Here is a 26,852-nt window from a genome sequence, read left to right as displayed (position 1 = left end):
GCATGCAGCCTGACCACAGCGCTTCCGGCAACGGGCAACTCCGCAAAACCCTGCGCCTCTGGCACGTGATCATCATCGGCCTGGCCTATCTGACCCCGATGACCGTGTTCGACACCTTCGGCATCGTCAGCGGGATCACCGCCGGCCATGTGCCCAGCGCCTATATCCTGGCGCTGGCCGGTATCCTGTTCACCGCTGTCAGCTACGGCACCCTGGTAAAACGCTTCCCGCAATCGGGTTCGGCATACACCTACACCCAACGCGCGATCAACCCGCATGTAGGTTTCCTGGTCGGCTGGTCTTCGCTGCTGGATTACCTGCTGCTGCCGATGGTCAACGCGCTGCTGGCCAAGCTATACCTATCGGCCATGTTCCCCGAAGTGCCGGAGTGGATCTGGGTAGTCGGCTTCGTCACCCTGATCAGCCTGATCAACATGCGCAGCGTAAACCTGGTGGCGCACTTCAACCTGTTGTTCGTGGGCGTGCAGGTGGCAATCATCGGCGTGTTCATCTACCTGTGCGTGCGCGGCCTGGGCCAGGGTGAAGGGCTGGGCACCACCTGGAGCCTGCTGCCGTTCGCCGACAACCAGACCCACCTGAGCGCACTGGCCGCCGGTGCGACCATTCTGTGCTTCTCGTTCCTGGGCTTCGACGCGGTCACCTGCCTGTCCGAAGAAACCCGCGATCCGGCCAAGACGATCCCCCGGGCGATCTTCCTGACCGCACTGATCGGTGGCGTGGTGTTCATCACCGTGTCGTACTTCATCCAGGCCTACTTCCCGACCATGGCGCGCTTCCACGACCAGGAAGCAGCGCTGCCGGAAATCGCCCTGTACGTCGGTGGCAAGCTGTTCCAGTCGATCTTCATTGCCTGCACCGTGATCAACACCATCGCGTCCGGCCTGGCCTCGCAAACCAGCGTGTCGCGCCTGCTGTACGTGATGGGCCGCGACAACGTGATCCCGGCCAGCCTCTTTGCGCGCCTGCACTCGCGCTACAAAACGCCCGTACTGAACATCGCTGTGGTGGCGCTGGTTTCGCTGTCGGCGATCTTCTTCGACCTGGTGACCGCCACCTCGATCATCAACTTCGGTGCGCTGGTTGCGTTCAGCTTCGTCAACCTGTCAGTGATCAACCATTGTTACCTGCGCGAAGGTAATCGCCGGGGCCTGGCCAACCAGCTGAAGTACCTGGTGCTGCCAACCATAGGCTTCTGCATCATCGTGTCGCTGTGGCTGGACCTGAACGCGAATTCGCTGATGTTCGGCGGTATCTGGGCACTGGTCGGCTTGTTGTATCTGGCCTGGCTGACCAAAGCCTTCCGGGCTGCACCGCCCAACTACGTTGCCGAATGACCCATGCTGCCAACAACGCCCGCGCCTGATCGCGGGCGTTGTACTTGTTCGAAAAGGAAAGCCCTCATGCCGCTGCGTCGCCTCTCCATCCAGTGGAAGATCACCCTGCTCGCCGGCCTGTGCCTGCTGGCCATCGTCGCCCTGCTGGTGGCCACGTCACTGACCCAGGCGCAGCGTAGTGCCGCCCTGGTCAACCAGGCCAACACCGCCATGCTCGACAGCAGCGCGCGCCTGCGCCTGCAGGCCCACGCCGAAACCCAGGCCCTGCGGGTGCAGCGCTACTTCATGGACGCCTACCAGTACGGCAATGGCTTTGCCCGCCTGGTACAGGCGCTGAAGGCCCGAGGCGGTAGTGACCTGCGCGCCGAGCTGACCCGCCAGGCCCATGCCAGCCTGGCCGGCAACCCGGATGTGATTGGCCTGTACCTGGTGTTTCAACCCAACGCGCTGGACCAACAGGACAGCCAGTACCGCGGCCAGGACGCGCAGGGCAGCAATGAAAGCGGGCGTTTCTCGTTGTACTGGTCGCAGCCGCACCCCGGCACCCTGGAGCTTGAGGCCATGCCGGAAGCAATGCTCAACGATGCCAGCATCGGCAGCAACGGCGCCGCAAAGAACCGCTGGCTGACATGCCCGCAGGAAACCGCCCGTACCTGCATGCTCGAACCGTACCTGGACGAGGTCAATGGCCGCCAGGTGCTGATGACCAGCATCGCCCTGCCGCTGCTTGAGCATGGCAAGGTGGTCGGCGTGGTTGGCCTGGACATTGGCCTGGACAACCTGCAGCAACTGAGCCTGGACGGCCGCCGCGAGCTGTTCGATGGCCAGGGCCAGGTAAGCATCGCCAGCGCAGCCGGCCTGTTGGCAGGCAACAGCCGCGACGCCAGCGTGCTTGGCAAGCCCATGGAAAAGGCGGTGACCGACGGCCTGCTGCGCGTTACCCACCCCTTCGCCCCGATTCCTGACGCAGCCCCCTGGCAGGTACTGCTGGAGCTGCCGGAAAGCGTGCTGCAGGCACCTGCCGCGGCCCTCAACCAGCGCCTGGATGCCCATAACCAGGCTGCCAACCTCACCAGCCTGCTGATCGGCCTTGGCGCCGCAATCATCGGCTTGCTACTGGTGTGGCTGACTGCACGCGGTGTTACCCGGCCCATCCTGGCCGTTGCTGCACGCCTGGAGGACATCGCCAGCGGCGAAGGTGACCTGACCCGCCGTCTGGACTACGCCCGCCAGGATGAACTGGGCCAGCTCGCCCACTGGTTCAACCGCTTCCTCGACAAGCTGCAACCCGTCATCGCCCAGGTCAAAGGCTCGCTGCAGGAGGCCCGAAGCACTGCCGACCAATCGGCCGCCATCGCCAGCCAGACCAGCAATGGCATGCAGCAGCAACACCGCGAGATCGAGCAAGTGGCCACGGCAGCCAACGAGATGAGCGCCACTGCCCTGGACGTTGCTCATAACGCCTCACAGGCAGCCCAGGCCGCACGTGCCGCCGACCAGGCCAGCCGCGAGGGCCTGCAACTGATCGACAGCACCCGCCAGGGCATTGATAGCCTGGCCGCTGGCATGAACACCGCCATGGACGAAGCGCGAGCACTGGAAGGCCGCAGCGGCCAGATCGGCTCGGTGCTGGAAGTGATTCGCACCATCGCCGAGCAGACCAACCTGCTGGCACTCAATGCTGCGATCGAAGCCGCCCGTGCGGGCGAGGCCGGGCGTGGTTTTGCCGTGGTCGCCGATGAGGTGCGCGGCCTGGCCCAGCGCACCCAGGTGTCGGTGGAGGAAATTCGCCAGGTCATCGAAGGCCTGCAGCAAGGCACCCAGGATGTAGTGGGCGCCATGCACGAAGGCCAGCGTCAGGCCCAAGCCAGTGTGGCCCGCATGGAACAGGCGCTGCCTGCGCTGCATCGCATTGGCGAGGCGGTGACGGTGATCAGCGACATGAACCTGCAGATTGCATCGGCGGCCGAAGAGCAGAGCGCGGTGGCCGAGGAAGTGAACCGCAACGTGGCCGGGATTCGGGATGTGACAGAATCGCTGGCCGGCCAGGCTGATGAATCGGCACGTATCAGCCAAGCTCTGAACAGGCTAGCCAACCAGCAACAGGCGTTGATGGAGCAATTCCGCGTCTAGCCTGTAGAGGCCAATGCGCCTTCTTCGCGGGCATGCCCGCTCCCACAGGAAATGCACAGCCCTTCCGGGTAGTGCCATACCTGGGGAGCGGGCAAGCCCGCGAAGAGGCCCTCATGGCACCGCATCATTGTTATTTTTGAGCACATCTTATGCAAACCCCAACCCGCCCCCCCTTCTTCGACATCACCAGCGAACAGGGCCTGTTACGGACCTCGATTGCCGTCACCCTGTTCATCGCCACCATCGGCATCGCCTTCGGCCTGGCCTCCGGCTCGTTCTCCATTGTCTTCGACGGCGTGTACTCGCTGGTCGACGCCAGCATGAGCGGCCTGTCCCTTGTAGTGGTCAAACTGATCACCTCGCACACCACCAGCGTGCAGATGTCACGCAAGCTGCGCGAGCGCTTCACCATGGGCTTCTGGCACCTGGAGCCGATGGTGCTGGCACTCAACGGCATCCTGCTCAGCGGTGTGGCCATCTACGCGCTGATCAACGCCGTCAGCAGCCTGCTGCAAGGCGGGCGCCACCTGGAGTTCGGCATTGCCATGGTCTATGCCGTGCTGACCGTGATCACCTGCGTGACCATCGCCGTCGTCGAAGCCCGCGCCAACCGCACGCTGAAGTCGGACTTCGTGCACATGGACGTCAAGGGCTGGGTGATGTCGGCCAGCATTACCGCCGCGCTGTTGATTGCCTTCTGCTTTGGTTATGCGGTGCAGGGCACGTCGCTGGAGTGGGTGTCGCCGTACATCGACCCGGCGGTGCTCGCACTGGTGTGTTTGGTGATTGTGCCGCTGCCAATGTCGGTGGTGCGCCAGGCACTGTCTGAGATCTTCCTGGTCACCCCTGGCGACCTCAAGGAGCACGTAGATGACGTGGCAAAGGCGTTTGTCAGCAAGCACGGTTTGCAGTCGTATCGGGCGTACGTGGCTAAGGTAGGACGCTCACGGGAGATCGAGTTGTATTTCATCGTGCCAAAGACCATGCCTGCGAAGACCATTGATGAATGGGATACGTGGCGCAACGAGATTGGTGATGCGGTAGGCGGCGAAGGGCCGGACCGCTGGTTGACAGTGGTGTTTACCGGGGATCCTGAGTGGGCTGAATAAGCCTGAAAGCGAAAAAGCCCGCGACCATTGCTGGTAGCGGGCTTTGACGTACTGCGTATGGTGGGTCGTGTAGGATTCGAACCTACGACCAATTGGTTAAAAGCCAACTGCTCTACCAACTGAGCTAACGACCCGATTGATGGCGCGTATAATACTGATTTTTAACGAAAAATCAACACTACCTCAGGTTTTTTTCACGCATACCGCGTCGGGTCTGCTACGCCGGCTGCCTTGAAACCGTCGGCGCGCAGGCGGCAGCTGTCGCATTTGCCGCAGGCACGGCCATCATCGTCAGCCTGGTAGCACGAAACGGTCAGGCTGTAATCCACGCCTTGGGCCATACCGGCCTGCACGATCTGCGCCTTGCTCATGTTCTGCAGCGGTGCCTGAATACGGAAGCCCTGCCCTTCGACACCGGCCTTGGTCGCCAGGTTGGCCATGCGCTCGAAAGCTTCGACGAACTCGGGGCGGCAATCGGGGTAACCGGAGTAATCCACGGCATTGACGCCAATGAAGATGTCACGCGCTTCCAGCACTTCTGCCCAGCCTAGTGCGAGCGACAGGAACACGGTGTTGCGCGCTGGCACATAGGTGACCGGGATACCTTCACTCGGGGCTTCCGGCACGTCAATACTGCTGTCGGTCAACGCCGAACCACCGATACCGTCGAGGTTCAGGCCGATCACCTTGTGCTCGACGACACCCATGTCGCGGGCTACGCGGGCAGCAGCATTCAGCTCGGCGCGGTGGCGCTGGCCGTAGTCGAAACTCATGGTGTAGCAGCTGTAGCCTTCGGCCTGGGCCATGGCAACCACGGTGGCCGAGTCCAGGCCGCCGGACAACAGGATTACTGCGCGCTTGTCTGTCATGTGTGCTTGCTCCTCAATCAACGTCCGGGTTCGTCGTTCCACAGCAGCTTGTGCAGCTGCAGCTGGAAACGTACAGGCAGGTTGTCGGCGACTACCCAGTCTGCAAGGTCACTGGCACTTACCTGATGGTGGCTTGGCGAGAACAACACCTCTCCCGCACGTTCGGCCAGGTTGTACTGGATCAGTTTGGAAACCGCCCAGTCGTAGTCCTCACGGGAACAGATGACGAACTTGACCTGGTCGTTGCGGGTCAGCTGCTCGATGTTCGTGTAGAGGTTACGGTGCGACTCTTGCGAACCCGGGGTCTTCAGGTCGACCACGCGGCTGACGCGGGTGTCGGTGGCGGATATATCCAACGCGCCGCTGGTCTCCAGCGATACGTCGTAACCGGCATCACACAGGCGCTGCAGCAATGGCAAGGCGTTAGGCTGGGCCAATGGCTCGCCACCGGTGACGCAGACGTAGCGCGGCTTGAAGCCGGCAACTTGCTCAACAATCGAATCGAGGGTACGGATGGTGCCGCCTGTGAAGGCATAGGCACTGTCGCAGTATTGGCAGCGCAGGGGGCAACCGGTGAGACGCACGAATACGGTGGGCAGCCCAGCCGTTCGCGTTTCACCCTGCAAAGAGTAAAAAACTTCAGTAATGCGTAATGTGTCTTGCATGCTCGCCACGGGCGTGACAGCTAAACAGGCTGTCCGCCTCCTCAGGCACTGTCGCGGACTCGACATGGCGTTATCCGCAGCAGCGTGTTTACGAAAAAAGGGCAGTGATTCTAACGAAAAAACCCGCGACTGGCGCGGGTTTCTTTCGAGCGGTACAGCTACAAGGCTCAGAGCTTCTGCAGGTCACGCTGGGCCAGTTGCGCGGCAGAAGTGCCGGGATACTGGGTGATGACCTGTTGCAGGATGCCCTTGACCTTGTCGGTGTGGCCCATGCGACGCTCGACATCGGCCAGCTTGTACAGCGAATCCGGCACTTTGCTGTGCTTCGGATACTTCTGACTGACCTGGGCAAAGGCCTGGCTGGCACCCGGCAGGTCGCCCTTGGCCAGGTTCACCTCACCCAACCAGTACTGCGCGTTGCCGGCGTACTGGCTGTTCGGGTATTTGCGCAGGAAGGCATTGAACGCCTGGCTGGCCTTGTCGAAGTCTTTCTGTTTGATCAGGTCGAAAGCAGCATCGTAGTAGAGCTTCTCTTTCGCCGGATCACCGGGTTCGCTACTGGCGGCCGGTTGTGCAGCAGCACCTGCTGCGGCATCGGGGGCGGCATTGGAAGCACCACCACCGGAGGAATTGTCAGGGGTTGCGGCAGGCGCAGCGCCACTGTTGATACGACGGTCCAGGTCCTGGTATCGCTCCAGGTTTTCCTGCTTCATGCGCGACACATCGTTCTGCAGCTCTTCGATGATGCCTTGCTGGCGGGAAAGCTGGTCCTGCATCTGTTGCAGCTGCATGAACAGCTGACCCTGTGCAGAGGCAGGGGCCGAAGCCCCTGACCCGGCATAGGCGCCGCTCGTGCCATAACCCACAGGCGGATAACCGCCTGCGTTGTCATCTACTACAGGGACCTCAGCCCAGGCCGCGAGCGGCAGGCTGAGTGCGAGGACGGTTACTACACGGCGGCACATACGCATAAGAACTTACTTACGCAGTTCTACGCGACGGTTCTGAGCCCAGGATTGCTCGTCGTTGCCAGTGGCAACAGGACGCTCTTCACCGTAGGAGACCAGTTCCAGCTGAGCAGGGGAAACGCCCTGCAGAACCAGGTAACGCTGAACGGCCTTGGCACGACGCTCACCCAGAGCCATGTTGTACTCGCGGGTGCCGCGCTCGTCGGTGTTGCCTTCCAGGACAACGCGGTTGCCGTTGGACTTCAGGTCCTTGGCGTGAACGTCCAGAGCGCGCATGGCTTCTGGCTTCAGGTCCGAGCTGTCGTATTCGAAGTAGAAGGTGGTGATTGCGCGCAGGGCGGCTTCTTCGCTCAGGGAACCGTCAACGGCGCCGGTGTTTGCACCGTAGCCAGCGTTCGGATCGACAGCAGCGCCTTCACCAGCGTTGTCGCCGCCCTTGGAGGAGCAACCTACAGCTACAGCCATGGCCAGAGCCAGCGCAGCGAATTTACCAAACTTCAGCATTTCCATCGTGAAACTCCTAATGAAACCCCAGTGTGTTAAGCAAAACGTATTACGCCGCAATCAGTTCAGGTAAGGGGACCAGGACGGTTCTCTGACTTCGCCTTGAGCGGTAGGAAGTGGGAGCCTCACGCGGCCATTAAGCGACACGAGCATCAAGACTCCCCGGCCCTGCTGGCGGGTGGCGTAGATTAGCATGGTGCCGTTTGGCGCAACAGTGGGAGACTCATCAAGACTTGTTTCCGAGAGAATCTTTACACTTCCGCGTTGCAAGTCCTGTGCCGCCACTTTGAAGTTGGTAAAGCCCTGTTGGCGATGGATCATCACCAGGGTCTTTTCGTCCGCCGACAGTTTCGGGTTGGCGTTGTAGTTACCCACGAAGGTTACCCGCTCGGCACTACCACCACTGACCGACTGCTTGTAGATCTGTGGTTTGCCGCCACGGTCGGAGGTGAAGTAAAGGGTATTGCCATCTTTACCCCAGAACGGCTCGGTGTTGATACCTGGGCCTGCGGTAACCCGGCTGATCTGGCGCGACGCCACGTTCATCACGTAGATGTCCGGGTTGCCGTCCTTGGACAGCACGAACGCCAGGCGCGAACCATCCGGCGACCAGGCTGGCGCGCCGTTCAGGCCTTCGAAGTTGGTCACCTGCTCGCGGCGGCCGGTATCGATATTTTGCACAAAGATGCGCGGGCGCTTCTGCTCGAACGAGACGTAGGCGATACGCTTGCCATCCGGCGCAAAGCGCGGCGACAGGATCGGCTCACGCGATTGCAGCAGGGTGACCGCACGCGCACCGTCGTAATCCGAACGCTGCAGGGTGTAGCGGGTGTTGTTTACCGAGAAACGTTCAGCCGTCACGTACAGCATACGGGTAGAGAACGCACCCTTGATGCCAGTGAGCTTCTCAAACGACTGGTCGGCGATGTAGTGCGCCATGTCGCGCAGCTGGTCGGTGGTGCCGGCAACGCTGCCGGTCAGCACTTGCTGCTCGGTGGCAACGTTGAACAGCGTGTATTGCACCTGCAAGCGACCGCCCGACGGTACGATGCTGCCAACCATCACGTACTGGGCACCCAGCGCTTTCCAGTCACGGAAGATGACTTCGCTGGCCTGCGACGGCTGGCTGATCATGTTCTGCCGCGGAATCGGCGAGTAGTAGCCAGAGTTACGCAGGTCGTTGCTGATGATGTCGGCAATGTCTTCGGGCAGCACGCTGCCGCCCTGCAGACCGAACGGCACTACCGCAATGGGGGTTGCCCGGTCGCTGCCACTGGTGACCAGGATGTTCTTTTCATCTGCCACGGCCATGCCTGCAATGCAGCACAGCATGACCAGCAGCCCTCTCAGACGTTTAATCACAACGCTAGATCCTCAGGTGTAAATGTCATCTTGAACGAACGATAACGGTTGAAATCGCTCGGCTTCATACCCTGCATCTCGGTCAGTCGACCGATGTTCTTCACTGCTGCCACCGCCGAACTGTCGAACGGGCCGTCGCCACTGGCGCGCAACACGCTGACACTGGTGATGGTGCCGTCTGGCAGCATATTGACCTGCAGGGTCACCGTCATGCCCTTGCGCGCGGAAGGCGGACGTGCCCAGCCCTCGGCTGCGCGCATGCGGATCAGGTCGTCGAAGTCGCCGGCTACCTGGTCACCTTGCTCGTCAGCCAGCGCCTGCTGCCGCTCGGTGGTGTCAGACAACAGCTCGGCCAAGGCCTGGGCTTTCTTGTCTTCCGCCGATTTGCGGGCCGCTTCCTGTGCCTTTTTCTTCTGGGCGTCTGCAGCGGCCTTTTTCTTGGCCTCTTCAGCTGCCTTCTTCTTCGCGTCCTCGGCCGCCGCTTTCTTCTTCGCGTCCTCGGCTGCTTTCTTCTTGGCCTCTTCGGCTGCCTTTTTCTTGGCGTCCTCGGCGGCTTGTTTCTTCGCCTCTTCAGCGGCCTCTTTCTTGGCCTCTTCGTCGGCTTTTTTCTTGGCTTCGTCCTCGGCCTTCTTCTTGGCGATGTCGGCCTGTTGTTTCTCGGCGGCCTTCTTCGCCTCATCGGCCTTCTTGGCTTCTGCGGCTTTCTTCGCTTCGGTAGCCTTCGCAGCGTCAGCGGCCTTGGCTGCATCTTCGGCTTTTTTCGCTTCGGCGGCTTCGCGCGCCTCTTCGGCCTTTTGAGCAGTGTCGGCTTTCTTTTGTTCCGCGGCCTTCACAGCTTCCTGCTCGACCTTCTTCTGCTCCAGCTGCTCGACCTCGGTCTGGCGCGAAGCGGTTTTCTTCGCCTCACCCGCAATCTTCTGATTAGTCTGGGTAGTCGCCTGGCTCTTGGACTTGAGCTGGTAAAGGGTAGCCTGAACAATCGGCTTGGACGGCGGCAGCTCAGGCGTCATGGCAAAACTGACGAACAGCATGGCGAACACCAGCACATGCAGGCCAATGGCCCAGACACTGGGCCAGAAGTAGCTTTCCGAGGCGGATGGCTCTCGCTGTTGCATCAGGGCGCCTCGGTAATCAGGCCAACGTTACCGACACCGGCCTTCTGCAACCCGCCCATGGCGCCCATGACGGCGCCGTAGTCGACAGCCTTGTCGCCACGAATGAACACCTGGGTCTGCTTGCCCTGGTCACGACCGGCAGCAATGATCTTGGTCACCGCATTGGTCATGTCAGGCAAGGTCATGGCCTTGTCCATCTGCTTGTCAGTATCAACTTCGCTGCCAAGGTTCCAGTAGTAGGTCTTGTCGGCCTTGATGGAGATGGTGAGGATCTGGACGTTGTTGTCCTGCGGCAAGGCTTCACTGGAAACCTTGGGCAGGTCGACCTTCACGCCCTGGTTGAGCATGGGCGCAGTCACCATGAAGATGACCAGCAGCACCAGCATCACGTCGATGTAGGGCACCACGTTCATCTCGGCGACGGGCTTGCGTTTGTGGCGAACTCGGGCCATGGGCTTCTACCTGATTACTCTTCGCTGGTGTGCACTTTGCGGTGCAGGATCGCCTGGAACTCGTCGGCGAAGGTGTAGTAACGACCGATCAGCACTTCGCTGCGCGCGGCAAAACGGTTGTAGGCGATGACCGCCGGGATTGCTGCGAACAGGCCGATGGCGGTGGCGATCAGCGCTTCGGCGATACCCGGGGCAACAGTGGCCAGGGTGGCCTGCTGGGCGCTGGCCAGGCCGCGGAAGGAGTTCATGATCCCCCATACGGTACCGAACAGGCCGATGTACGGGCTGGTGGAACCAACGGTGGCAAGGAACGGCAGGCTCTGCTCGAGTTTTTCTTCCTCGCGCGAAATGGCTACGCGCATGGCACGGCCAACGCCTTCCATTACGGCGTCCGGGTCAACGCCCGGCTGCTGACGCAGGCGGGAGAATTCCTTGAAGCCGGCACGGAACACTTGCTCGACGCCGGAATCCGGGTCTGGGTTGCTACCTGCCTGACGGTACAGCTTGGACAGGTCAATGCCCGACCAGAAGCGCTCCTCGAAGGCGTCCAGTGCACGACGACCGGCGCGCAGCATGGTGCTGCGCTGAAAGATCATGATCCATGAGGTGACCGAAGCGGCCACCAGAATCAGCATTACCAGCTGTACCACCACGCTGGCATTGCTGACCAGACTCCACATGGAGGTATGGTCGACGACGTTAGCTTCCACGCTTATTCTCCTGCATTCGATTGGTTACCCGAGCCGTCCGCCGCAAAAGCGTCGCGCAGCTGGGGGGGTATGGCTCGGGGTTTGAAAGTGTCAGCGCGTACGGCGGCCACCAGGAACTGCCCTTCGCAGAGCAGCGTTTCATCCTTTTCCCGCCAGACCTGCTGCACAAAACGCAGGCTGGCGCGATTGAGTTCAAGTACTTGCGCGGTTACCCGCAGCTCGTCATCCAGCCGCGCCGGCGCGTGATAGCGCGCTTCGCTGGAATGGACCACGAACAGCAGGTTGTCTTCGGCCAGCAGCGACTGGGAAAAGCCCAGGTTCCGCAGGCGTTCGGTGCGCGCGCGCTCCATGAATTTCAGGTAGTTGACGTAATACACCACGCCGCCCGCATCGGTATCTTCGTAATAGACGCGACAACGGTGTGCGAACGGTTCGAGCTGATTTTGCGCGCGCATACTCTAGTGCTTACTCCTCAGCTTGCCAATCCGCTGTGGCAACTGTTTTTTCTTCATTAATGTCTTATTGCCAGCGCACCCTTGGCATGCCGGCAGTAGGACCACAAAAAGTCGCTTTTGATCTGTCATTCATCGCCTGGCTCGGAAAAATCACCGCCCTCCCCCAGGCGCCCGGGAATATTCAGGCCAAAGTGCAGGTAGGCATGCCGGGTGACTACACGGCCGCGCGGTGTGCGCATGATATAGCCCTGCTGGATCAGGTACGGCTCCAGCACATCTTCGATGGTATGACGCTCTTCGCTGATGGCTGCCGCCAGATTGTCCACGCCCACCGGGCCGCCATCGAATTTTTCGATCATGGTCAACAGCAGCCGGCGGTCGGAATGGTCGAAACCGCGCTCGTCGACATCCAGCAGGTTCAGCGCCAAGTCGGCCACGGCTTTGGTGATCTGGCCCTTGCCGCGCACTTCGGCGTAGTCGCGCACGCGGCGCAGCAGGCGGTTGGCAATACGCGGCGTGCCACGGGCACGGCGGGCAATCTCGTAGGCACCCTGGTCTTCGATGACCAAGCCAAGAATATTGGCCGAACGGCTGACGATGGTGGCCAGGTCCTTGTCGCTGTAGAACTCCAGGCGCTGGACGATACCGAAGCGGTCGCGCAACGGGTTGGTGAGCATGCCGGCACGGGTGGTAGCCCCTACCAGGGTAAACGGTGGCAGGTCGAGCTTGATCGAACGGGCCGCCGGGCCTTCGCCGATCATGATGTCGAGCTGGAAGTCTTCCATGGCCGGGTACAGCACCTCTTCGACGACCGGTGACAGGCGGTGGATTTCGTCGATGAACAGCACGTCGTGCGGTTCCAGGTTGGTCAGCATGGCCGCCAGGTCGCCGGGGCGCTCGAGAATCGGCCCCGAGGTGCTTTTTACCGACACACCCATTTCGTGGGCGATAATGTTGGCCAAGGTGGTCTTGCCCAACCCCGGCGGGCCGAAGATAAGCGTGTGGTCGAGCGACTCGCTGCGGCCACGGGCAGCCTGGATGAACAGCGACATCTGCTCGCGCACCACCGGCTGGCCGATGTAATCGTCCAGGCTAAGTGGGCGGATCGCGCGGTCCTGGACCTCTTCGCGGTCGCGGCCACTGGCGGCGATCAGGCGGTCGGCTTCGATCACTTGGTAATCATCCCTTTCAGGCTGCGGCGGATCAGTTCTTCACTGCTCAGGCCGGCCTTGTCCTTGATCGCAGCGATCGCCTTGCTCGCTTCCTGCGGCTTGTAGCCCAGCGAGACAAGGGCGCTGACGGCATCAGCCTCGGCGCTGGACTCGCTGGCGACCGGCAACGGGCCATCGGACACCAGGGCGAACATGGCCGGGGAGGTTTCCCAGGCCTTGAAACGGTCCTTAAGCTCGACCAGCAGGCGTTCGGCGGTTTTCTTGCCGACGCCGGGGACACGCACCAGGACCGAAGTGTCCTGGGCCTGCACGCAGCGCACCAGTTCGTCGACTTCCAGACCGGACATCAGCGCCAGGGCCAGCTTCGGCCCCACGCCGTTCAGGCGGATCAGCTCGCGGAACAGTTCGCGCTCGCGCTTCTCAGCAAAACCATAGAGCAAGTGGGCGTCTTCGCGCACCACCAGATGGGTGTGCACGGTAACGGGCTCGCCCACTTTGGGCAGGCGGTACAGCGTGGTCATGGGAACTTCCAGTTCGTAGCCCACGCCGTTGACGTCGATAATCAGGTGCGGCGGCTGTTTCTCCGCCAGGGTGCCACGCAAACGTCCAATCACGTTCCGATCCTTCCTCTCGGGGAGCCGGTCAAAGACCGCTCAACCCTATCAGCAAATGCAGCGGGTGAATGCTTCACCCGGACAAAATATGTATCAGCGCATGAAGCGGCTACAGACGCAAGCGCCCTCCGCGTCGTCGCGCCGTGGCCAGGCCGTGCGGCACCAGGCTGGAACGGGTATGGGCATGGCACAAGGCGATGGCCAGGGCGTCAGAGGCGTCGATCTGCGGCTTTTGTGTCAACTTCAGCAGGTGCATGACCATCATCATCACCTGCTCCTTGTTGGCCCCACCGCTGCCAGCTACCGCTTGCTTGACCTGAGTAGCGCTGTACTCAGCGATCTCCAGGCCGGCTTCGGCGGCGGCGACGATGGCCGCGCCACGGGCCTGGCCGAGCTTGAGCGCCGAGTCGGCATTGCGGGCCATGAACACCCGCTCGATGCCCATGGTTACCGGGCCGTGCTGGGCGATAACTTCTGTGACACCACGAAAAACGATCTGCAGCCGCTCGTGCAGCTCGCCGCTGCCGGTGCGGATGCAGCCCGACGCCACGTATTCACAACCACGGGCGGTCTGGCGGACCACGCCATAGCCGGTAATGCGCGAACCGGGGTCGATACCTAGAATCAGAGTCATAGTGCCTGTCGTACAACGCTCATTTTTTTAACACCACTGGGGCCGCTGCGCGGCCCATCGCCGGCAAGCCAGCTCCCACAGGTTCAGCGTAAGGCTTTAGGCCTGCACTGTACCTGTGGGAGCTGGCTTGCCGGCGATGGGCTGCACAGCAGCCCCAATAAAGCGATCTGCCTATCCCGAAAGCTCAGAACACCTTAGCCGAGGTTTTCCATGATCTCGTCGGAAATCTGGGCATTGGAATAGACGTTCTGCACATCATCCAGGTCTTCGAGCATGTCGATCAGCTTGAGCACCTTTTCAGCACCCTCCTGGTCGAGTTCGGCGCTGGTGGTCGGCTGCATGACGATTTCCGCATCAGCGGCCTTGAAGCCCGCCTCCTCCAGGGCATTACGCACGGCATAGAAGCTGTTGAACGAGGTAAACACCTCGAACGAACCGTCCTCATTGGCCACCACGTCGTCGGCATCGGCTTCCATCGCCGCTTCCATCAACGCGTCTTCGTTCACGCCCGGGGCAAAGCTGATCTGCCCTTTGCGCTCGAACAGGTAGGCCACCGAGCCGTCGGTACCGAGGTTGCCGCCACACTTGGTGAAGGCATGGCGTACGGCGGCGGCGGTGCGGTTGCGGTTGTCGGTCATGGCCTCGACCATGATCGCAACGCCACCCGGGCCGTAACCTTCGTAGCTGAGCTCTTCGACGTTGTCGCTTTCGTTGGTGCCGGCACCACGGGCCACGGCGCGATCAATGATGTCGCGGCTCATGTTGGCGCCCAGGGCCTTGTCCAGCGCCAGGCGCAGGCGCGGGTTGGACGCCGGGTCAGCACCACCCTGCTTGGCAGCCACCGTCAGTTCGCGGATCCACTTGGTGAAGACCTTGCCTCTCTTGGCATCCTGGCGCTCTTTGCGGTGCTTGATGTTCGCCCACTTGGAATGACCAGCCATAACGACTCCGAATCCTTTGAATCACAAACAGCCCCGCCCCTGTACGGGGCGGGACGGAAAAATACCTGCGCCGAAACGCAAAGGCGCATCCATATGGATGCGCCCGGGGATCGCTTACTCGACCTTGGTCTGTTCGCGCAGTCGGATGTGCAGCTCGCGCAGGGCCTTGGCGTCGACCAGGCCAGGGGCCTGGGTCATGACGCACGCAGCGCTCTGGGTTTTCGGGAAGGCGATCACTTCACGGATCGACTGGGCGCCAGTCATCAGCATGACCAGACGGTCCAGGCCAAAGGCCAGGCCGCCGTGCGGCGGTGCACCGAATTTCAGGGCGTCGAGCAGGAAGCCGAACTTCTCTTCCTGTTCCTCTGCCTCGATACCCAGCAGGCGGAATACCGCCTGTTGCATCTCTTTGCGGTGGATACGGATCGAACCGCCACCCAGCTCGGTACCGTTCAGCACCATGTCGTAGGCACGGGAAAGGGCTGTGGCCGGGTTGGCCTCGAGCTCTTCCGGCGAGCACTTCGGCGCGGTGAACGGGTGGTGCAGTGCAGTGAAGCTGCCGTCTTCGTTCTCTTCGAACATCGGGAAGTCGACGACCCACATCGGCGCCCACTCGCAGGTGTGCAGGTTGAAGTCGTTGCCGACCTTGATGCGCAGTGCGCCCAGGGCCTCGCTGACGATCTTGAACTTGTCGGCACCGAAGAACACGATGTCGCCGTCTACGGCACCCACGCGGTCGAGGATGTTGTTGAGGTTGGCCTCAGGGATGTTCTTGACGATCGGCGACTGCAGGCCTTCAACGCCCTTGGCACGCTCGTTGACCTTGATGTAAGCCAGGCCCTTGGCACCATAGATGCCAACGAACTTGGTGTACTCGTCGATCTTGCTGCGCGGCATGCTGGCGCCGCCTGGCAGACGCAGGGCGGTCACGCGGCACTTCGGATCGTTGGCCGGGCCTGCGAACACCTTGAAGTCGACATCTTTCAGCTGGTCGGCAACGTCGACCAGTTCCAGCGGGTTACGCAGGTCTGGCTTGTCGGAGCCGTAGCGGCGCATGGCTTCTTCGAAGGTCATGTGCGGGAATTCACCGAACTCCAGGTCCAGCACTTCCTTGAACAGCTTGCGGATCATGCTCTCGGTCAGGCCCATGATCTCGCTTTCATCGAGGAAGCTGGTCTCGATGTCGATCTGGGTGAATTCCGGCTGGCGATCGGCACGCAGGTCTTCGTCGCGGAAGCACTTGGCGATCTGGTAGTAGCGGTCGAAGCCGGCGACCATCAGCAGTTGCTTGAACAGCTGGGGCGATTGCGGCAGGGCGAAGAAGCTACCGGCGTGGGTACGGCTTGGCACCAGGTAGTCACGCGCGCCTTCCGGGGTGGCACGGGTCAGGATCGGCGTTTCCACGTCGAGGAAGCCGTTGTCATCCATGAAGCGACGAATGCTGCTGGTGATGCGCGAACGCAGGCGCAGCTTTTCGGCCATCTCTGGGCGACGCAGGTCGATGAAGCGGTAACGCAGGCGGGTTTCCTCGCCGACGTCGGAGTACTCGTTCAGCGGGAACGGCGGGGTTTCTGCTTCGTTGAGCACGGTCAACTGGTAGCCGAGGATCTCGATGGCACCGGAAGCCATGTTGGCGTTCACCGCACCGTCAGGGCGCTTGCGCACCTTGCCGGTGACCTGCACGACGTATTCGCTGCGCACGCGGTCGGCGGCGGCGAAGGTTTCGGCGCGGTCCGGGTCGAACACGACCTGGGCCATGCCTTCGCGGTCACGGATGTCGAGGAAGATCACCCCGCCGTGGTCGCGGCGACGATGGACCCAGCCGCAAAGGGTGACTTCCTGGCCGTCCAGGCTCTCGTTCAGTTGGCCGCAATAATGGCTGCGCATCATGATGGTGGTTTCGCTTCTCGTGATTCGTGTATTCGGTGGAGGCCTTGGCCGCCCGGAGGGCTAATACTGCAAGACCCGGTCACAGCATTCAACTCAGTCGGCCTTGTCGCCGCCTGCCAGATTCTTTTTTGCCCCGGTCTTGAAGTCGGTTTCGTACCAACCATTACCGCTCAGGCGAAAGCCCGGCACCGACAGCAGCTTCTTCAGCGCCGGCGCCTGGCAGGCCGGGCAATCGGTCAGCGGCGCGGCGCTGATTTTTTGCAGCGCTTCCATGCGGTGCTCGCAGGACGCACATTGATAGTCATAAAGGGGCATGGGGGTCTCTCGTCAACCACAACGCTGGCTGCCGGGGCAGCAAAAAGCGGGATTATATATGGTTAGCAAGCACTGCGCAGCCCGCCAGGCGATCAGCGCACACTTGGCGGGTCCTGCAGCCAGGCGACGCAGATTACCCGAATCAGCCCACTGAAGTTGCGCACCCCACCCTGGCGCAAGTGCACTTCGCGGTCCACGTAGGACAACACCGCACTGACCGAACAGCGGTTGGCGGCGGCGATGCGCTCCAGAATACTCCAGTACACGGCCTCCAGGCGCAGACAGGTGGAGAAACCGTTGAGTCGCACCGAACGCGACACCGGCTGTGTCTGCAACATGTCGAAATCCGCCTTGAACGGATCAATGCACTGTTTTCCTGGCCAGCTCCCCTGGCCAGCCACACGCTTGCTCGCTTGCATCATGCGCCCTACTTCCTCGTCACGGGTAACAGGTGACCAATGAAGCGCTGGGCAGCAGGTTTAAAGCAGCGGCAAAATGTTCCTGCACAAACTCTGATCGTCACGCACTACGCGGCCCCTGTGGGAGCGGGCGCGCCCGCGAACACCGGCGCAGCCGGTGCCAACCACCGCGCTGGATTCTTCGCGGGCGCGCCCGCTCCCACAGGGTTACATGACAGCCTTTTACTTGCCGTCGAGCAGCACCCGCAGCATCCACGCGGTTTTTTCGTGAACCTGCATGCGCTGGGTCAGCAAGTCGGCAGTCGGCTCGTCACTGACCTTGTCCACTACCGGGAAAATGCTGCGCGCGGTGCGCACCACGGCCTCTTGGCCCTGGACCAGCTGGCGGATCATCTCGTCCGCCGGGGGTACGCCTTCCTCCTCCTTGATCGAGGAGTGCCGTGCATAGAATGCATACGACCCCGGCGCCGGGAAGCCCAGGGCACGGATGCGCTCGGCGATCGAGTCGACCGCCAGCGCCAGTTCGTTGTACTGCTCTTCGAACATCAGGTGCAGGGTGCGGAACGACGGGCCGGTGACGTTCCAGTGGAAGTTATGGGTTTTCAGATACAGCACATAGGTATCCGACAACAGACGGGACAGCCCATCGACGATGGACTTGCGATCTTCTTCACTGATACCGATATCGATTGCCATTGAAGTTCCCCTTTCCATAAGGCTTGAGACTCAAGCGGACGCCGACCACTGTAGCAATACTTGACGCACACCGCCTGTGACATGGCGCAACACATCGCCTACCGAGGCCTGCGGTTTGAGTAGCCTTCGGCTTTGCTGTTAAATAGGCAGCGTGCCACCCGTGCGGATTGTCATTGCCGGGTGCATAGGCTGGCTTGTCACGTGTTCGCGCTCTACACCTCATGCGCACCGTGCCGCCAGCTCTTCCTGTGATCAGCCTTATCAACTGTGAGCCAACCCCATGTTCAAGATCGTCCATCTGGTGACGGGCGTGGCAGCCTTGCTGCTATCGCTCATACCCAGCCTGAAAACCGATGCGACACCCTTCCTGCAACAACCCGACGCGGTTTACCTTGCCCTGCTCGGCCTGCTCAACCTGGTCCTGGCCCCGGTCGTGCCATTGTATTACCGCGGCGCCCGCCAGCAATTGCAGCACCTTGCCTGCGCCCTGCTGGTGGTAGCCGTGGTGCTGCAAACCCTGACGCTGCTGGCCCGCCCGGAAATGGGCAACCTCGCTGCGCTGGTCTGCGCGGTACTGGCCGTGGCCTTGCACCTGGCGGTGGGCTTTGCCCGCAGCCCGCGCAAGGTACGCAGCAGCCAGCATGCCACCCAGGATGCCGGCAACCGTGATACAGGCACCGTGAAGTGGTTCAACACGTCGAAAGGCTTTGGTTTCATCTCCCGCGACTCGGGTGATGACATCTTCGTGCACTTTCGCGCCATTCGCGGCGAAGGCCATCGCATTCTGGTCGAAGGCCAGCGCGTGGAGTTTTCGGTGATGCACCGCGACAAGGGCCTGCAGGCCGAAGACGTGGTTGCGGTAACCCGCCGCTAACCTGTGCGGGAGCGGCCTTGGCGCCGCTCCTGCAAGGGTTTCAGTGGCACCAAGGCATCAGTAATGGGGCGGCGGCGCCTCTTCCCCCTCGCTGCCGTACTGGCCGACCATCTCTTCATGGCGCTTGATCAGCTCGGCCACCTGTAGTTTCAGCCGCTCGATCACCTGCGCCTGTTCGAAAACCACATCATTCAGCGCCTGAAGGGTGTCATCCTGGAATGCCTGACGTGTTTCCAGTTCGACGATACGCATTTCCAGCGACATGTCAGGCCTCCTGGTAACCGGCAAGTTGCAGCCCACGCACGCGCTGGCGAATGGCCTGCAACTGGTCGTCGCTGTAGGCCACGGCCGGGCACTTGCCCCACACCGGTGCCGGCCAGGCGGCGTCGTCACGCTGGCGGACGATCACATGCATGTGCAACTGGCTGACCACATTACCCAGGGTAGCCACATTCATCTTGTCGGCGCCGTAGCTGGCCTTCAGCGCTTCGGCCAACAGGGTGGTCTCCTGCCACAACTGCTGTTGCTCGGCCGCCTCGAGCTCGAACAACTCACTGATGCCGGTACGCTTGGGCACCAGGATGAACCAGGGGTAGTTGGCATCCTTGCTCAGCAGAAGCTGGCACAACGCAAACTCCCCCAGCACCAGGGAATCCTGCTGCAAACGCGAATCCAGGACGAACACGGCATATCTCCTTCAGGCAAAAACAACCCGCTGCATGCGGAAAACAGGCCTGCAAGGATACCTTGCACACTCCCGGTAACACAGCGCTACTTTTCGCACCAAAATGAGGCCACCTGCGCGCCATCACCACACTTGCCACCCCACAAATGACTCTGGATGAACAAGTTGCGGTAACACATTGACTTTCATGACAGCTCTCTAAATTTTAATGATTCTCGACTCCAACATGGCGCCGGACAGCCCTCACCCCGTGTTTACGGGACTTTCCGACCTTCGGTAGCTGGTTTTGTGAAAATTTCATGAAGTGTTGCGAATGTTGAGCACGCTTGTTGCATTCCCTTCACGCCAAGTCGGCACGACATCTGCAATGGCAGCTGTACGCGACAAATAACAACAGCGGCATTGGTTACCAGGGAGTTTCCTTAGCCAGAATCGGTAGTTACAGATTCGTTACGGCCACAGGAACAACGCTGGCGTTACTCGACCCCGAAAAACGGGGCGTGATTTGCGACATGGAAATACCTAAAAGCGACATGGTAAAAAAGTTCCGAAAAGAGTTTATATAGCCATATCGCCAACAACAGTCAGCGTGCTATACATTTTCGCCGACATAACAAGAAAGAGCTGCACCCTATAACTAAAACACTTGGGCGCAGCGGTACTCTTCCTAAAAACCAAAGGAGCAAATCACGATGCGCGTGATGAAGTGGAGCATGATCGCCCTGGCCGTTGCGGCAGGGACCTCGCAGTTGGCAATGGCCTCGGCACAAGACGAGTCCAAAGGTTTCATTGAAGACAGCAAGCTGAACGTCAAGACCCGCATGCTGTATTTCAGCCGAGACTTCCGCAACGTCCCGTCTGGTTCCCAGAGCCGCGTTGAAGAAACCGGCCTTGGCTTCCTCGGCACCTTCGAATCCGGCTTCACCCAAGGCACCGTAGGCTTCGGTGTCGACGCCATCGGCATGCTGGGCATCAAGCTGGACAGCGGCAAAGGCCGCGCCGGTACCGGTCTGTTCCCGGAGGGCTCCGACGGTCGCTCGCAAGATGACTACTCCGAAGGCGGCGGCGCAGTCAAAATGCGCATTTCCAACACCGTGCTCAAGTTCGGCGACCAGTTCACCGCGCTGCCAGTATTGGCTACCGACGACAGCCGACTGCTGCCTGAAGTTGCCGAAGGTGGCCTGATCACCAGCAACGAAATCGATGGTCTGACCCTGCATGCCGGTCACTTCACCGCGCTGAACGCCCAGGCCCAGACTTACCACGACAGCCTGCGCCTGACCGAGGCCAACGTCTTCGGTGGCACCTACGCCATCAATGACAACCTCAGCACCAGCGTTTACTACTCGCGCATCGAAGATCACTTCCGCAAGTGGTACGGCAACATCAACTGGGCGCTGCCGATCAGCGACAAGCAAGGCCTGGTGTTCGACTTCAACATCTATGACACCAAGTCTGTCGGCAATAACCTGACCGGCGCATTCGTCAGCAAGGCCGACGGCAGCGACGAACTCGACAACATTGCAGCCAGCCTTTCGGCCGCCTACAACATTGGCGCCCACACCTTCACCCTGGCGTACCAGAAAGTCAGCGGCGACGGCGACTATGCCTACGGCGTCGACGGTGGCGGCACCATCTTCCTGGCCAACTCCGTTGCCCGCTCCGACTTCAACGCCGAAGACGAGAAGTCCTGGCAGGCACGCTACGACCTGAACTTCGCCGAGTTCGGCGTACCAGGCCTGACCTTCATGACCCGTTACGTGCGCGGTAGCGGTGCAACCACCCGCACCACCGACAGCGGCAAGGAATGGGAACGCGACATCGACGTCAAGTACGTGCTGCAAAGCGGCCCGGCCAAGGACCTGAGCTTGCGCGTACGTCAGGCCACCTACCGTTCGGGCGATGGCGTTTACTACGGTTCCCCATCGATCGACGAACTGCGTCTGATCGTGGAGTACCCGCTGAGCATCCTGTAAGCCTGGCTTGCAGTGCCCCGCACCTGAAAAGCCCGGCGATCTCGCCGGGCTTTTTCTTGGCTGACAAGCGTCACGCCCTGGGGCATCCTGTACGCCTTCGTTTCGCCCCCGTACAATGCGGGGCTATTTCAACGTCTTAGGCAATCGACACGGCTAACCATGCGCACCAGTCAATATTTGCTCGCCACCCAGAAAGAAACCCCTGCCGACGCAGTGGTCATCAGCCATCAGCTCATGCTGCGTGCCGGCATGATCCGCAAACTGGCCTCCGGCCTGTACACCTGGCTGCCGATGGGCCTGCGGGTAATGCGCAAGGTCGAGGCCGTGGTGCGTGAGGAAATGAACGCCGCCGGCGCTCTGGAAGTGCTGATGCCAAGCATCCAGCCTGCCGAGCTGTGGCAGGAATCCGGCCGCTGGGAACAATACGGCCCAGAACTGCTGCGCCTGAAGGATCGCCACCAGCGCGACTTCTGCGTTGGCCCGACCCACGAAGAAGTCATCACTGACCTGGCCCGCAACGAGCTGTCCAGCTATAAACAGCTGCCGCTCAACATGTACCAGATCCAGACCAAGTTCCGTGACGAGATCCGCCCACGCTTCGGCCTGATGCGCGGCCGCGAATTCATCATGAAGGACGCCTACTCGTTCCATGCCGACCAGGCTTCCCTGCAGGAAACCTACGACCGCATGCACCAGGCGTACAGCAACGTCTTCACCCGCCTGGGCCTGGACTTCCGCCCAGTGCAGGCCGACACCGGCTCGATCGGTGGCAGCTACTCGCACGAATTCCACGTACTGGCGTCGTCCGGCGAAGACGACGTGATCTTCAGCGACAGCTCCGACTACGCCGCCAACATCGAGAAGGCCGAGGCTATCCCGCGTGAAACCGTGCGCCCTGCCCCTACTGAGCAGCTGCGCCTGGTCGACACACCAGAGGCCAAGACCATTGCGCAACTGGTCGAAAACCATGGCCTGGCGATCGAGAAGACCGTCAAGACCCTGATCGTGCGCGGCGCCGAAGAAGGCAAGCTGATTGCCCTGATCGTTCGCGGCGACCACGAGCTGAACGAAATCAAGGCCACCAAGCTGGAGCAGGTTGCCGATCCACTGGTCATGGCCACTGAAGCCGAACTGCGCGACGCCATCGGCGCTGGCGCCGGCTCGCTCGGCCCGCTCAACCTGCCGCTGGAAATCATCATCGACCGCTCGGTCGCCCTGATGAGCGATTTCGGCATCGGCGCCAACATCGACGACAAGCACTACTTTGGCGTGAACTGGGAGCGTGACCTGCCGGTTCCACAGGTTGCCGACCTGCGTAACGTGGTCGAAGGCGACCCAAGCCCGGACGGCCAGGGCACCCTGGTGATCAAGCGCGGTATCGAAGTGGGCCACATCTTCCAGTTGGGCACCAAGTACAGCGAGGCGCTGAAGTGCCAGGTACTGGGCGAGAATGGCAAGCCGGTCGTGCTGTCGATGGGCTGCTACGGCATCGGTGTGTCCCGCGTGGTCGCAGCTGCCATCGAGCAGAGCTATGACGACAAGGGCATCATCTGGAACGACGCCCTGGCCCCGTTCCAGATCGCCCTGGTACCGCTGCGCTACGAAACCGAGGTGGTCCGCGAGGCAACTGACAAGCTGTACGCCGAACTGACCGCCGCCGGCTTCGAGGTGCTGCTGGACGACCGCGACAAGAAGACCAGCCCAGGCATCAAGTTTGCCGACATGGAGCTGATCGGCATCCCGCACCGCATCGTTGTAAGCGATCGCGGCCTGGCCGATGGCAACATTGAGTACAAACACCGCACCGAGCAGGACGCTCAGCCAATGCCCGTCAATGACGTGCTGACCTTCCTGCAGGCCCGCGTTCGCCGCTGATAACCAATGCACGAGTGACCATGTTCAAGCGAAGTACTTTTCCCCTGGGGGGCGCCGCACTGTGCGGCGCCCTGCTCGTCAGCGGTTGCGCCAACCAGATGTCCCAGCGCAGCGACCATGAGGAGCGCGTCGAGCGCAAATTGCTCGAGCACACCCTGCAGATCGATGTCGGCGAGCCGAAGGTGATGGAGCTTCCGCAACGACGTGTGCGCGTGCATGAGCAGAAGCGCTTCGAAGTCACCGAGTTCGAAGTCACCCGTCGCTATGACCGCTATACGCCGTACCAGCCCTGGCGGGAGGTCTACGAGATCCCGCTGGGTGCAGTGGCTGTGGTGGCGGGCGTCGGCGCCAACGTGGTCAATGTCTTCGCCTTGGGCAACCTGCCAGAAAGCATCACCCACGACTGGCTGAGCTACGGCGTGGACGGCCTCAACCCGTTCATGAACGTGCCGTCCAACGGGCGTGCCCAGCAGAACCTGGCCGGCATCAGCGAAGTGCAAAAAGGCAAGCGCGAGGAATCCACCAGCGTGCCCTGGAGCGAACGTCTGGTCGAGGTCAAGGCTGGCAAGATGACCCACGAACTGACCACCGACAGGAACGGCGTGCTGCGCCTGAACCTGCTCGACAGCCCGTTTTCCGAGCAAAACCTCAACCACGTCGGCACCCTGCACCTTCAGGTACTCGACGAGGACAACGCAGTACGTGGCGATGCCAGCCTGCTGGTCAGCGCCACCCTGCGCAACAAACTGCTTGAAGCCCATGAGCTGATCTTCGACGACCTTGAAGATGACGATGTCGGCCAATGGGTCCATCGGGTCAAGCGCCTGTCGGAGCTGGGCCTAGAAGAAGAAGCCAGTGAAATGGAACAAAGCCTGATCGAGCTGACCCGCAACGATCCGGAGCTGCAGCAGGAGTTTCTGCAGTCGCTGACCAAGGCCACTGGCCGGTTGGTGGCAGACCCCGGCGCGCAGTAACAGAAAGGGCCGCTATGCGGCCCCTTTCATTTCGGTGGAAACAGCTCCAGCTGCTCATGCGCCCCGCGCAAATCGCGCAACCTTACCCCTACCCCCAGCAAGCGCACCGGCTTGCCACCGCGGGCGAACGCCTGGCCCAGTAGCTGTCGATAACTTTCAAGGTCCCGCCCGGCCCCTGCCTGCTCCATAGTGGTCTGGCTGAAGTCATGGAACTTGACCTTGACGAACGGCTTGTCCGGCCGATAACTGCTGTCCATGCGCGCGATGCGCTCGTTCAGGCTATCCAGCAGCTCGGGCAACCGCGCCAGGCAGCTGGCCAGGTCTGGCAGGTCGGTGTCGTAGGTGTTTTCCACGCTGACCGATTGCCTGCGGCTGTCATTATGTACTGCGCGCTCATCAATACCCCGCGCCAGCCCCCACAAACGCTCGCCAAAGCTGCCGAACTCCCGCACCAAGGCCAGGCGCTGCCATTCACGCAGGTCAAGGCAGGTTTCAATACCCAGCCGCGTCAGTTTATCTGCAGTTACCTTGCCCACCCCATGCAACCTGGCCACTGGCAAGGCCGAGACAAAGGCCTCCACCTCGCCCGGGGTAATCACGAACAGCCCATTGGGCTTGCGCCAGTCACTGGCGATCTTGGCCAGAAACTTGTTCGGCGCCACGCCTGCCGACACGGTGATATGCAAAGTGCGGGCGACACGCCGGCGGATATCTTCAGCGATGCGCGTGGCACTGCCCGAATACCACTGGCTGTCGCTCACATCCAGATAGGCTTCATCCAGCGACAAAGGCTCGATCAGCTCGGTGTAGTCGCGGAAGATCGCATGGATTTCCCGCGAGGCCTCACGGTAGGCCTCGAAGCGCGGTTTGACGATCAACAGGTCAGGGCACAGCTTCAGCGCATGGCGTGACGACATGGCCGAGCGCACACCATAGGCACGCGCTTCATAGTTGCAGGTGGCGATCACCCCACGGTGCTCGGGCGAGCCCCCAACCGCCATGGGCCGCCCGGCCAGGCGCGGGTCGTCACGCATCTCGATCGCGGCGTAGAAGCAATCGCAGTCGACATGGATGATCTTGCGCAAGGACATGGATGACCGTCAGTACTGTAAATTCATACAGATAGTATCGCATGCGACTTAACTGAAACACCTCAGCCGCTGCGTCACGCGACAAACTGCCTGAAAGCCCCGTCGCGCCTGAGCCGCTTGCTGCAAGCAAGCGCTAAGGGTTTGAACAAAAAAGGGTTTTCCAACAAAACTGCTTGACACTGGTGCGGAAATCCGTAGAATTCGATCTCACAGGCGCGGGATGGAGCAGCCTGGTAGCTCGTCGGGCTCATAACCCGAAGGTCGTCGGTTCAAATCCGGCTCCCGCAACCAGATTAAAGAAAAGGCCACTGTTCATGCAGTGGCCTTTTTCTTTGCCTTGAAAAAAGTGTCGAAGAAAAAACCTCCGATAAATCAAGGCTTAGCGCTTGACACCTTGTCAGCAAACTGTAGAATGCGCCCCACAGACGCGGGATGGAGCAGTCTGGTAGCTCGTCGGGCTCATAACCCGAAGGTCGTCGGTTCAAATCCGGCTCCCGCAACCAAGTTCAAGAAAAGGCCACTGTTAACGCAGTGGCCTTTTTCTTTGCGCCCAGAAAATGCCTGGCAAGAAACAGGCATGAAATCAAACACTAACGCTTGACCCCTTCTCAATAAACTGTAGAATGCGCCCCACAGACGCGGGATGGAGCAGTCTGGTAGCTCGTCGGGCTCATAACCCGAAGGTCGTCGGTTCAAATCCGGCTCCCGCAACCAAGTTCAAGAAAAGGCCACTGTTAACGCAGTGGCCTTTTTCTTTGCATTGAAAAAATCAAAAACAAAAATGCTTATAAATCAATAGTTAAAGCTTTACATAGGCTCTATAAGCTGTAGAATCCGCCCCACTGACGCGGGATGGAGCAGTCTGGTAGCTCGTCGGGCTCATAACCCGAAGGTCGTCGGTTCAAATCCGGCTCCCGCAACCATATTCGTCAGAACAAACCCCGCCTGTGTAACAGCAGCGCGGGGTTTGTTGTTTCTGCCCTCCTGCTTTTCGTCGCT

General features: G+C 60.9%; 27 protein-coding genes and 5 tRNA genes. 11 read left to right on the top strand and 21 right to left on the bottom strand.

Annotated elements, in window-relative coordinates:
• Positions 1-2 precede the first annotated feature (2 nt).
• The 3 genes from P0Y58_08700 (at position 3) to P0Y58_08690 (ending at position 4,597) form a co-directional block, all read left to right on the top strand.
• Positions 3-1,355 carry an APC family permease gene (locus tag P0Y58_08700; GenBank protein WEK32255.1) on the top strand — a complete coding sequence of 451 codons (1,353 nt, stop codon included), beginning with the start codon at positions 3-5 and terminating at the stop codon, positions 1,353-1,355.
• Positions 1,356-1,421: 66 nt separating this feature from the next.
• Entirely contained in the window at positions 1,422-3,488 is a 2,067-nt protein-coding gene (locus P0Y58_08695) for a methyl-accepting chemotaxis protein (protein WEK32254.1), read from the top strand.
• 149 nt (positions 3,489-3,637) lie between these two features.
• A complete protein-coding gene (locus P0Y58_08690) occupies positions 3,638-4,597 on the top strand; it encodes a cation transporter (protein ID WEK32253.1) in 960 nt (319 codons plus the stop codon).
• 58 nt (positions 4,598-4,655) lie between these two features.
• Here the strand turns inward: P0Y58_08690 and P0Y58_08685 are convergent.
• The 18 genes from P0Y58_08685 to P0Y58_08600 all read right to left on the bottom strand — a co-directional run bounded on the left by P0Y58_08685 (position 4,656) and on the right by P0Y58_08600 (position 18,378).
• Positions 4,656-4,731, bottom strand: a tRNA-Lys gene (locus P0Y58_08685).
• Positions 4,732-4,791: 60 nt separating this feature from the next.
• Positions 4,792-5,466, bottom strand: coding sequence for a 7-cyano-7-deazaguanine synthase QueC (gene queC / locus P0Y58_08680; protein WEK32252.1), 675 nt, complete (start codon positions 5,464-5,466; stop codon positions 4,792-4,794).
• Between the two features lie 17 nt (positions 5,467-5,483).
• Positions 5,484-6,131, bottom strand: coding sequence for a 7-carboxy-7-deazaguanine synthase QueE (gene queE / locus P0Y58_08675; protein WEK32251.1), 648 nt, complete (start codon positions 6,129-6,131; stop codon positions 5,484-5,486).
• Positions 6,132-6,298: 167 nt separating this feature from the next.
• Positions 6,299-7,102, bottom strand: a complete 804-nt coding sequence (gene ybgF, locus P0Y58_08670) for a tol-pal system protein YbgF (GenBank protein WEK32250.1) — start codon at positions 7,100-7,102, stop codon at positions 6,299-6,301.
• Between the two features lie 6 nt (positions 7,103-7,108).
• A complete protein-coding gene (gene pal, locus P0Y58_08665) occupies positions 7,109-7,609 on the bottom strand; it encodes a peptidoglycan-associated lipoprotein Pal (protein WEK32249.1) in 501 nt (166 codons plus the stop codon).
• Positions 7,610-7,663: 54 nt separating this feature from the next.
• The gene (gene tolB / locus P0Y58_08660; GenBank protein ID WEK33296.1) at positions 7,664-8,935 is read right to left on the bottom strand and encodes a Tol-Pal system beta propeller repeat protein TolB; all 1,272 of its coding nucleotides are present in this window, start codon (positions 8,933-8,935) and stop codon (positions 7,664-7,666) included.
• Positions 8,936-8,961: 26 nt separating this feature from the next.
• A complete protein-coding gene (gene tolA, locus P0Y58_08655; GenBank protein WEK32248.1) occupies positions 8,962-10,080 on the bottom strand; it encodes a cell envelope integrity protein TolA in 1,119 nt (372 codons plus the stop codon).
• The gene (gene tolR, locus P0Y58_08650; protein WEK32247.1) at positions 10,080-10,532 is read right to left on the bottom strand and encodes a protein TolR; all 453 of its coding nucleotides are present in this window, start codon (positions 10,530-10,532) and stop codon (positions 10,080-10,082) included. The genes tolA and tolR overlap by 1 nt, the downstream gene beginning before the upstream one ends.
• Positions 10,533-10,546: 14 nt before the next feature.
• Positions 10,547-11,242, bottom strand: coding sequence for a protein TolQ (gene tolQ, locus P0Y58_08645; protein WEK32246.1), 696 nt, complete (start codon positions 11,240-11,242; stop codon positions 10,547-10,549).
• 2 nt (positions 11,243-11,244) lie between these two features.
• Positions 11,245-11,697 (bottom strand): tol-pal system-associated acyl-CoA thioesterase, encoded by a 453-nt coding sequence (gene ybgC, locus P0Y58_08640; GenBank protein WEK32245.1) that lies wholly within the window; start codon positions 11,695-11,697, stop codon positions 11,245-11,247.
• Positions 11,698-11,822: 125 nt separating this feature from the next.
• Positions 11,823-12,869, bottom strand: a complete 1,047-nt coding sequence (ruvB, locus tag P0Y58_08635; protein ID WEK32244.1) for a Holliday junction branch migration DNA helicase RuvB — start codon at positions 12,867-12,869, stop codon at positions 11,823-11,825.
• Positions 12,866-13,483, bottom strand: a complete 618-nt coding sequence (ruvA, locus tag P0Y58_08630) for a Holliday junction branch migration protein RuvA (protein ID WEK32243.1) — start codon at positions 13,481-13,483, stop codon at positions 12,866-12,868. Before ruvA ends, ruvB begins: the two co-directional genes overlap by 4 nt.
• A 109-nt stretch (positions 13,484-13,592) precedes the next feature.
• Entirely contained in the window at positions 13,593-14,117 is a 525-nt protein-coding gene (gene ruvC, locus P0Y58_08625; GenBank protein ID WEK32242.1) for a crossover junction endodeoxyribonuclease RuvC, read from the bottom strand.
• A 194-nt stretch (positions 14,118-14,311) separates the two neighbouring features.
• Positions 14,312-15,058: a YebC/PmpR family DNA-binding transcriptional regulator gene (locus P0Y58_08620; GenBank protein ID WEK32241.1), complete on the bottom strand. Its 747-nt coding sequence runs from the start codon at positions 15,056-15,058 to the stop codon at positions 14,312-14,314.
• 114 nt (positions 15,059-15,172) lie between these two features.
• Positions 15,173-16,948 (bottom strand): aspartate--tRNA ligase, encoded by a 1,776-nt coding sequence (aspS, locus tag P0Y58_08615; protein ID WEK32240.1) that lies wholly within the window; start codon positions 16,946-16,948, stop codon positions 15,173-15,175.
• Positions 16,949-17,041: 93 nt separating this feature from the next.
• Entirely contained in the window at positions 17,042-17,263 is a 222-nt protein-coding gene (locus P0Y58_08610) for a zinc ribbon domain-containing protein (GenBank protein WEK32239.1), read from the bottom strand.
• Positions 17,264-17,355: 92 nt separating this feature from the next.
• A complete protein-coding gene (locus tag P0Y58_08605) occupies positions 17,356-17,685 on the bottom strand; it encodes a ribbon-helix-helix domain-containing protein (protein ID WEK32238.1) in 330 nt (109 codons plus the stop codon).
• Positions 17,686-17,904: 219 nt separating this feature from the next.
• Positions 17,905-18,378 carry a DNA starvation/stationary phase protection protein gene (locus P0Y58_08600; GenBank protein WEK32237.1) on the bottom strand — a complete coding sequence of 158 codons (474 nt, stop codon included), beginning with the start codon at positions 18,376-18,378 and terminating at the stop codon, positions 17,905-17,907.
• A 280-nt stretch (positions 18,379-18,658) separates the two neighbouring features.
• Between P0Y58_08600 and P0Y58_08595 the strand changes: the two genes are divergently transcribed.
• Positions 18,659-19,252, top strand: coding sequence for a cold-shock protein (locus P0Y58_08595; GenBank protein ID WEK32236.1), 594 nt, complete (start codon positions 18,659-18,661; stop codon positions 19,250-19,252).
• Positions 19,253-19,309: 57 nt separating this feature from the next.
• On the opposite strand, the gene P0Y58_08590 is transcribed toward P0Y58_08595, so the two are convergent.
• Both P0Y58_08590 and P0Y58_08585 read right to left on the bottom strand, forming a co-directional pair.
• Positions 19,310-19,516: a SlyX family protein gene (locus tag P0Y58_08590; GenBank protein ID WEK32235.1), complete on the bottom strand. Its 207-nt coding sequence runs from the start codon at positions 19,514-19,516 to the stop codon at positions 19,310-19,312.
• A gap of 1 nt (position 19,517) precedes the next feature.
• Positions 19,518-19,937: an HIT domain-containing protein gene (locus P0Y58_08585; protein ID WEK32234.1), complete on the bottom strand. Its 420-nt coding sequence runs from the start codon at positions 19,935-19,937 to the stop codon at positions 19,518-19,520.
• A 692-nt stretch (positions 19,938-20,629) separates the two neighbouring features.
• Here P0Y58_08585 and P0Y58_08580 point away from each other — a divergent pair.
• The 3 genes from P0Y58_08580 (at position 20,630) to P0Y58_08570 (ending at position 24,762) form a co-directional block, all read left to right on the top strand.
• On the top strand, positions 20,630-21,913 hold the full coding sequence (locus P0Y58_08580) for an OprD family porin (GenBank protein WEK32233.1): 1,284 nt from the start codon (positions 20,630-20,632) through the stop codon (positions 21,911-21,913).
• Positions 21,914-22,072: 159 nt separating this feature from the next.
• Complete coding sequence (locus tag P0Y58_08575; GenBank protein ID WEK32232.1) at positions 22,073-23,788, top strand: proline--tRNA ligase; 1,716 nt, start codon at positions 22,073-22,075, stop codon at positions 23,786-23,788.
• A gap of 20 nt (positions 23,789-23,808) precedes the next feature.
• Complete coding sequence (locus tag P0Y58_08570; GenBank protein WEK32231.1) at positions 23,809-24,762, top strand: hypothetical protein; 954 nt, start codon at positions 23,809-23,811, stop codon at positions 24,760-24,762.
• 26 nt (positions 24,763-24,788) lie between these two features.
• Here P0Y58_08570 and dinB read toward each other — a convergent pair whose 3' ends face one another.
• Positions 24,789-25,847 (bottom strand): DNA polymerase IV, encoded by a 1,059-nt coding sequence (gene dinB / locus P0Y58_08565; protein WEK33295.1) that lies wholly within the window; start codon positions 25,845-25,847, stop codon positions 24,789-24,791.
• A 220-nt stretch (positions 25,848-26,067) separates the two neighbouring features.
• Between dinB and P0Y58_08560 the strand changes: the two genes are divergently transcribed.
• The 4 genes from P0Y58_08560 (at position 26,068) to P0Y58_08545 (ending at position 26,776) form a co-directional block, all read left to right on the top strand.
• Positions 26,068-26,144, top strand: a tRNA-Met gene (locus P0Y58_08560).
• A gap of 135 nt (positions 26,145-26,279) precedes the next feature.
• A tRNA-Met gene (locus P0Y58_08555) sits at positions 26,280-26,356 on the top strand.
• 134 nt (positions 26,357-26,490) lie between these two features.
• Positions 26,491-26,567 (top strand) — tRNA-Met (locus tag P0Y58_08550).
• Between the two features lie 132 nt (positions 26,568-26,699).
• A tRNA-Met gene (locus tag P0Y58_08545) sits at positions 26,700-26,776 on the top strand.
• Positions 26,777-26,852 lie beyond the last annotated feature (76 nt).

Source organism: Candidatus Pseudomonas phytovorans (assembly GCA_029202525.1).
Classification (GTDB): Bacteria; Pseudomonadota; Gammaproteobacteria; order Pseudomonadales; family Pseudomonadaceae; genus Aquipseudomonas; species Aquipseudomonas phytovorans.
The sequence above is the reverse complement of the archived record's forward strand: the minus strand, read 5'-3'. Positions and strand labels throughout refer to the sequence as shown.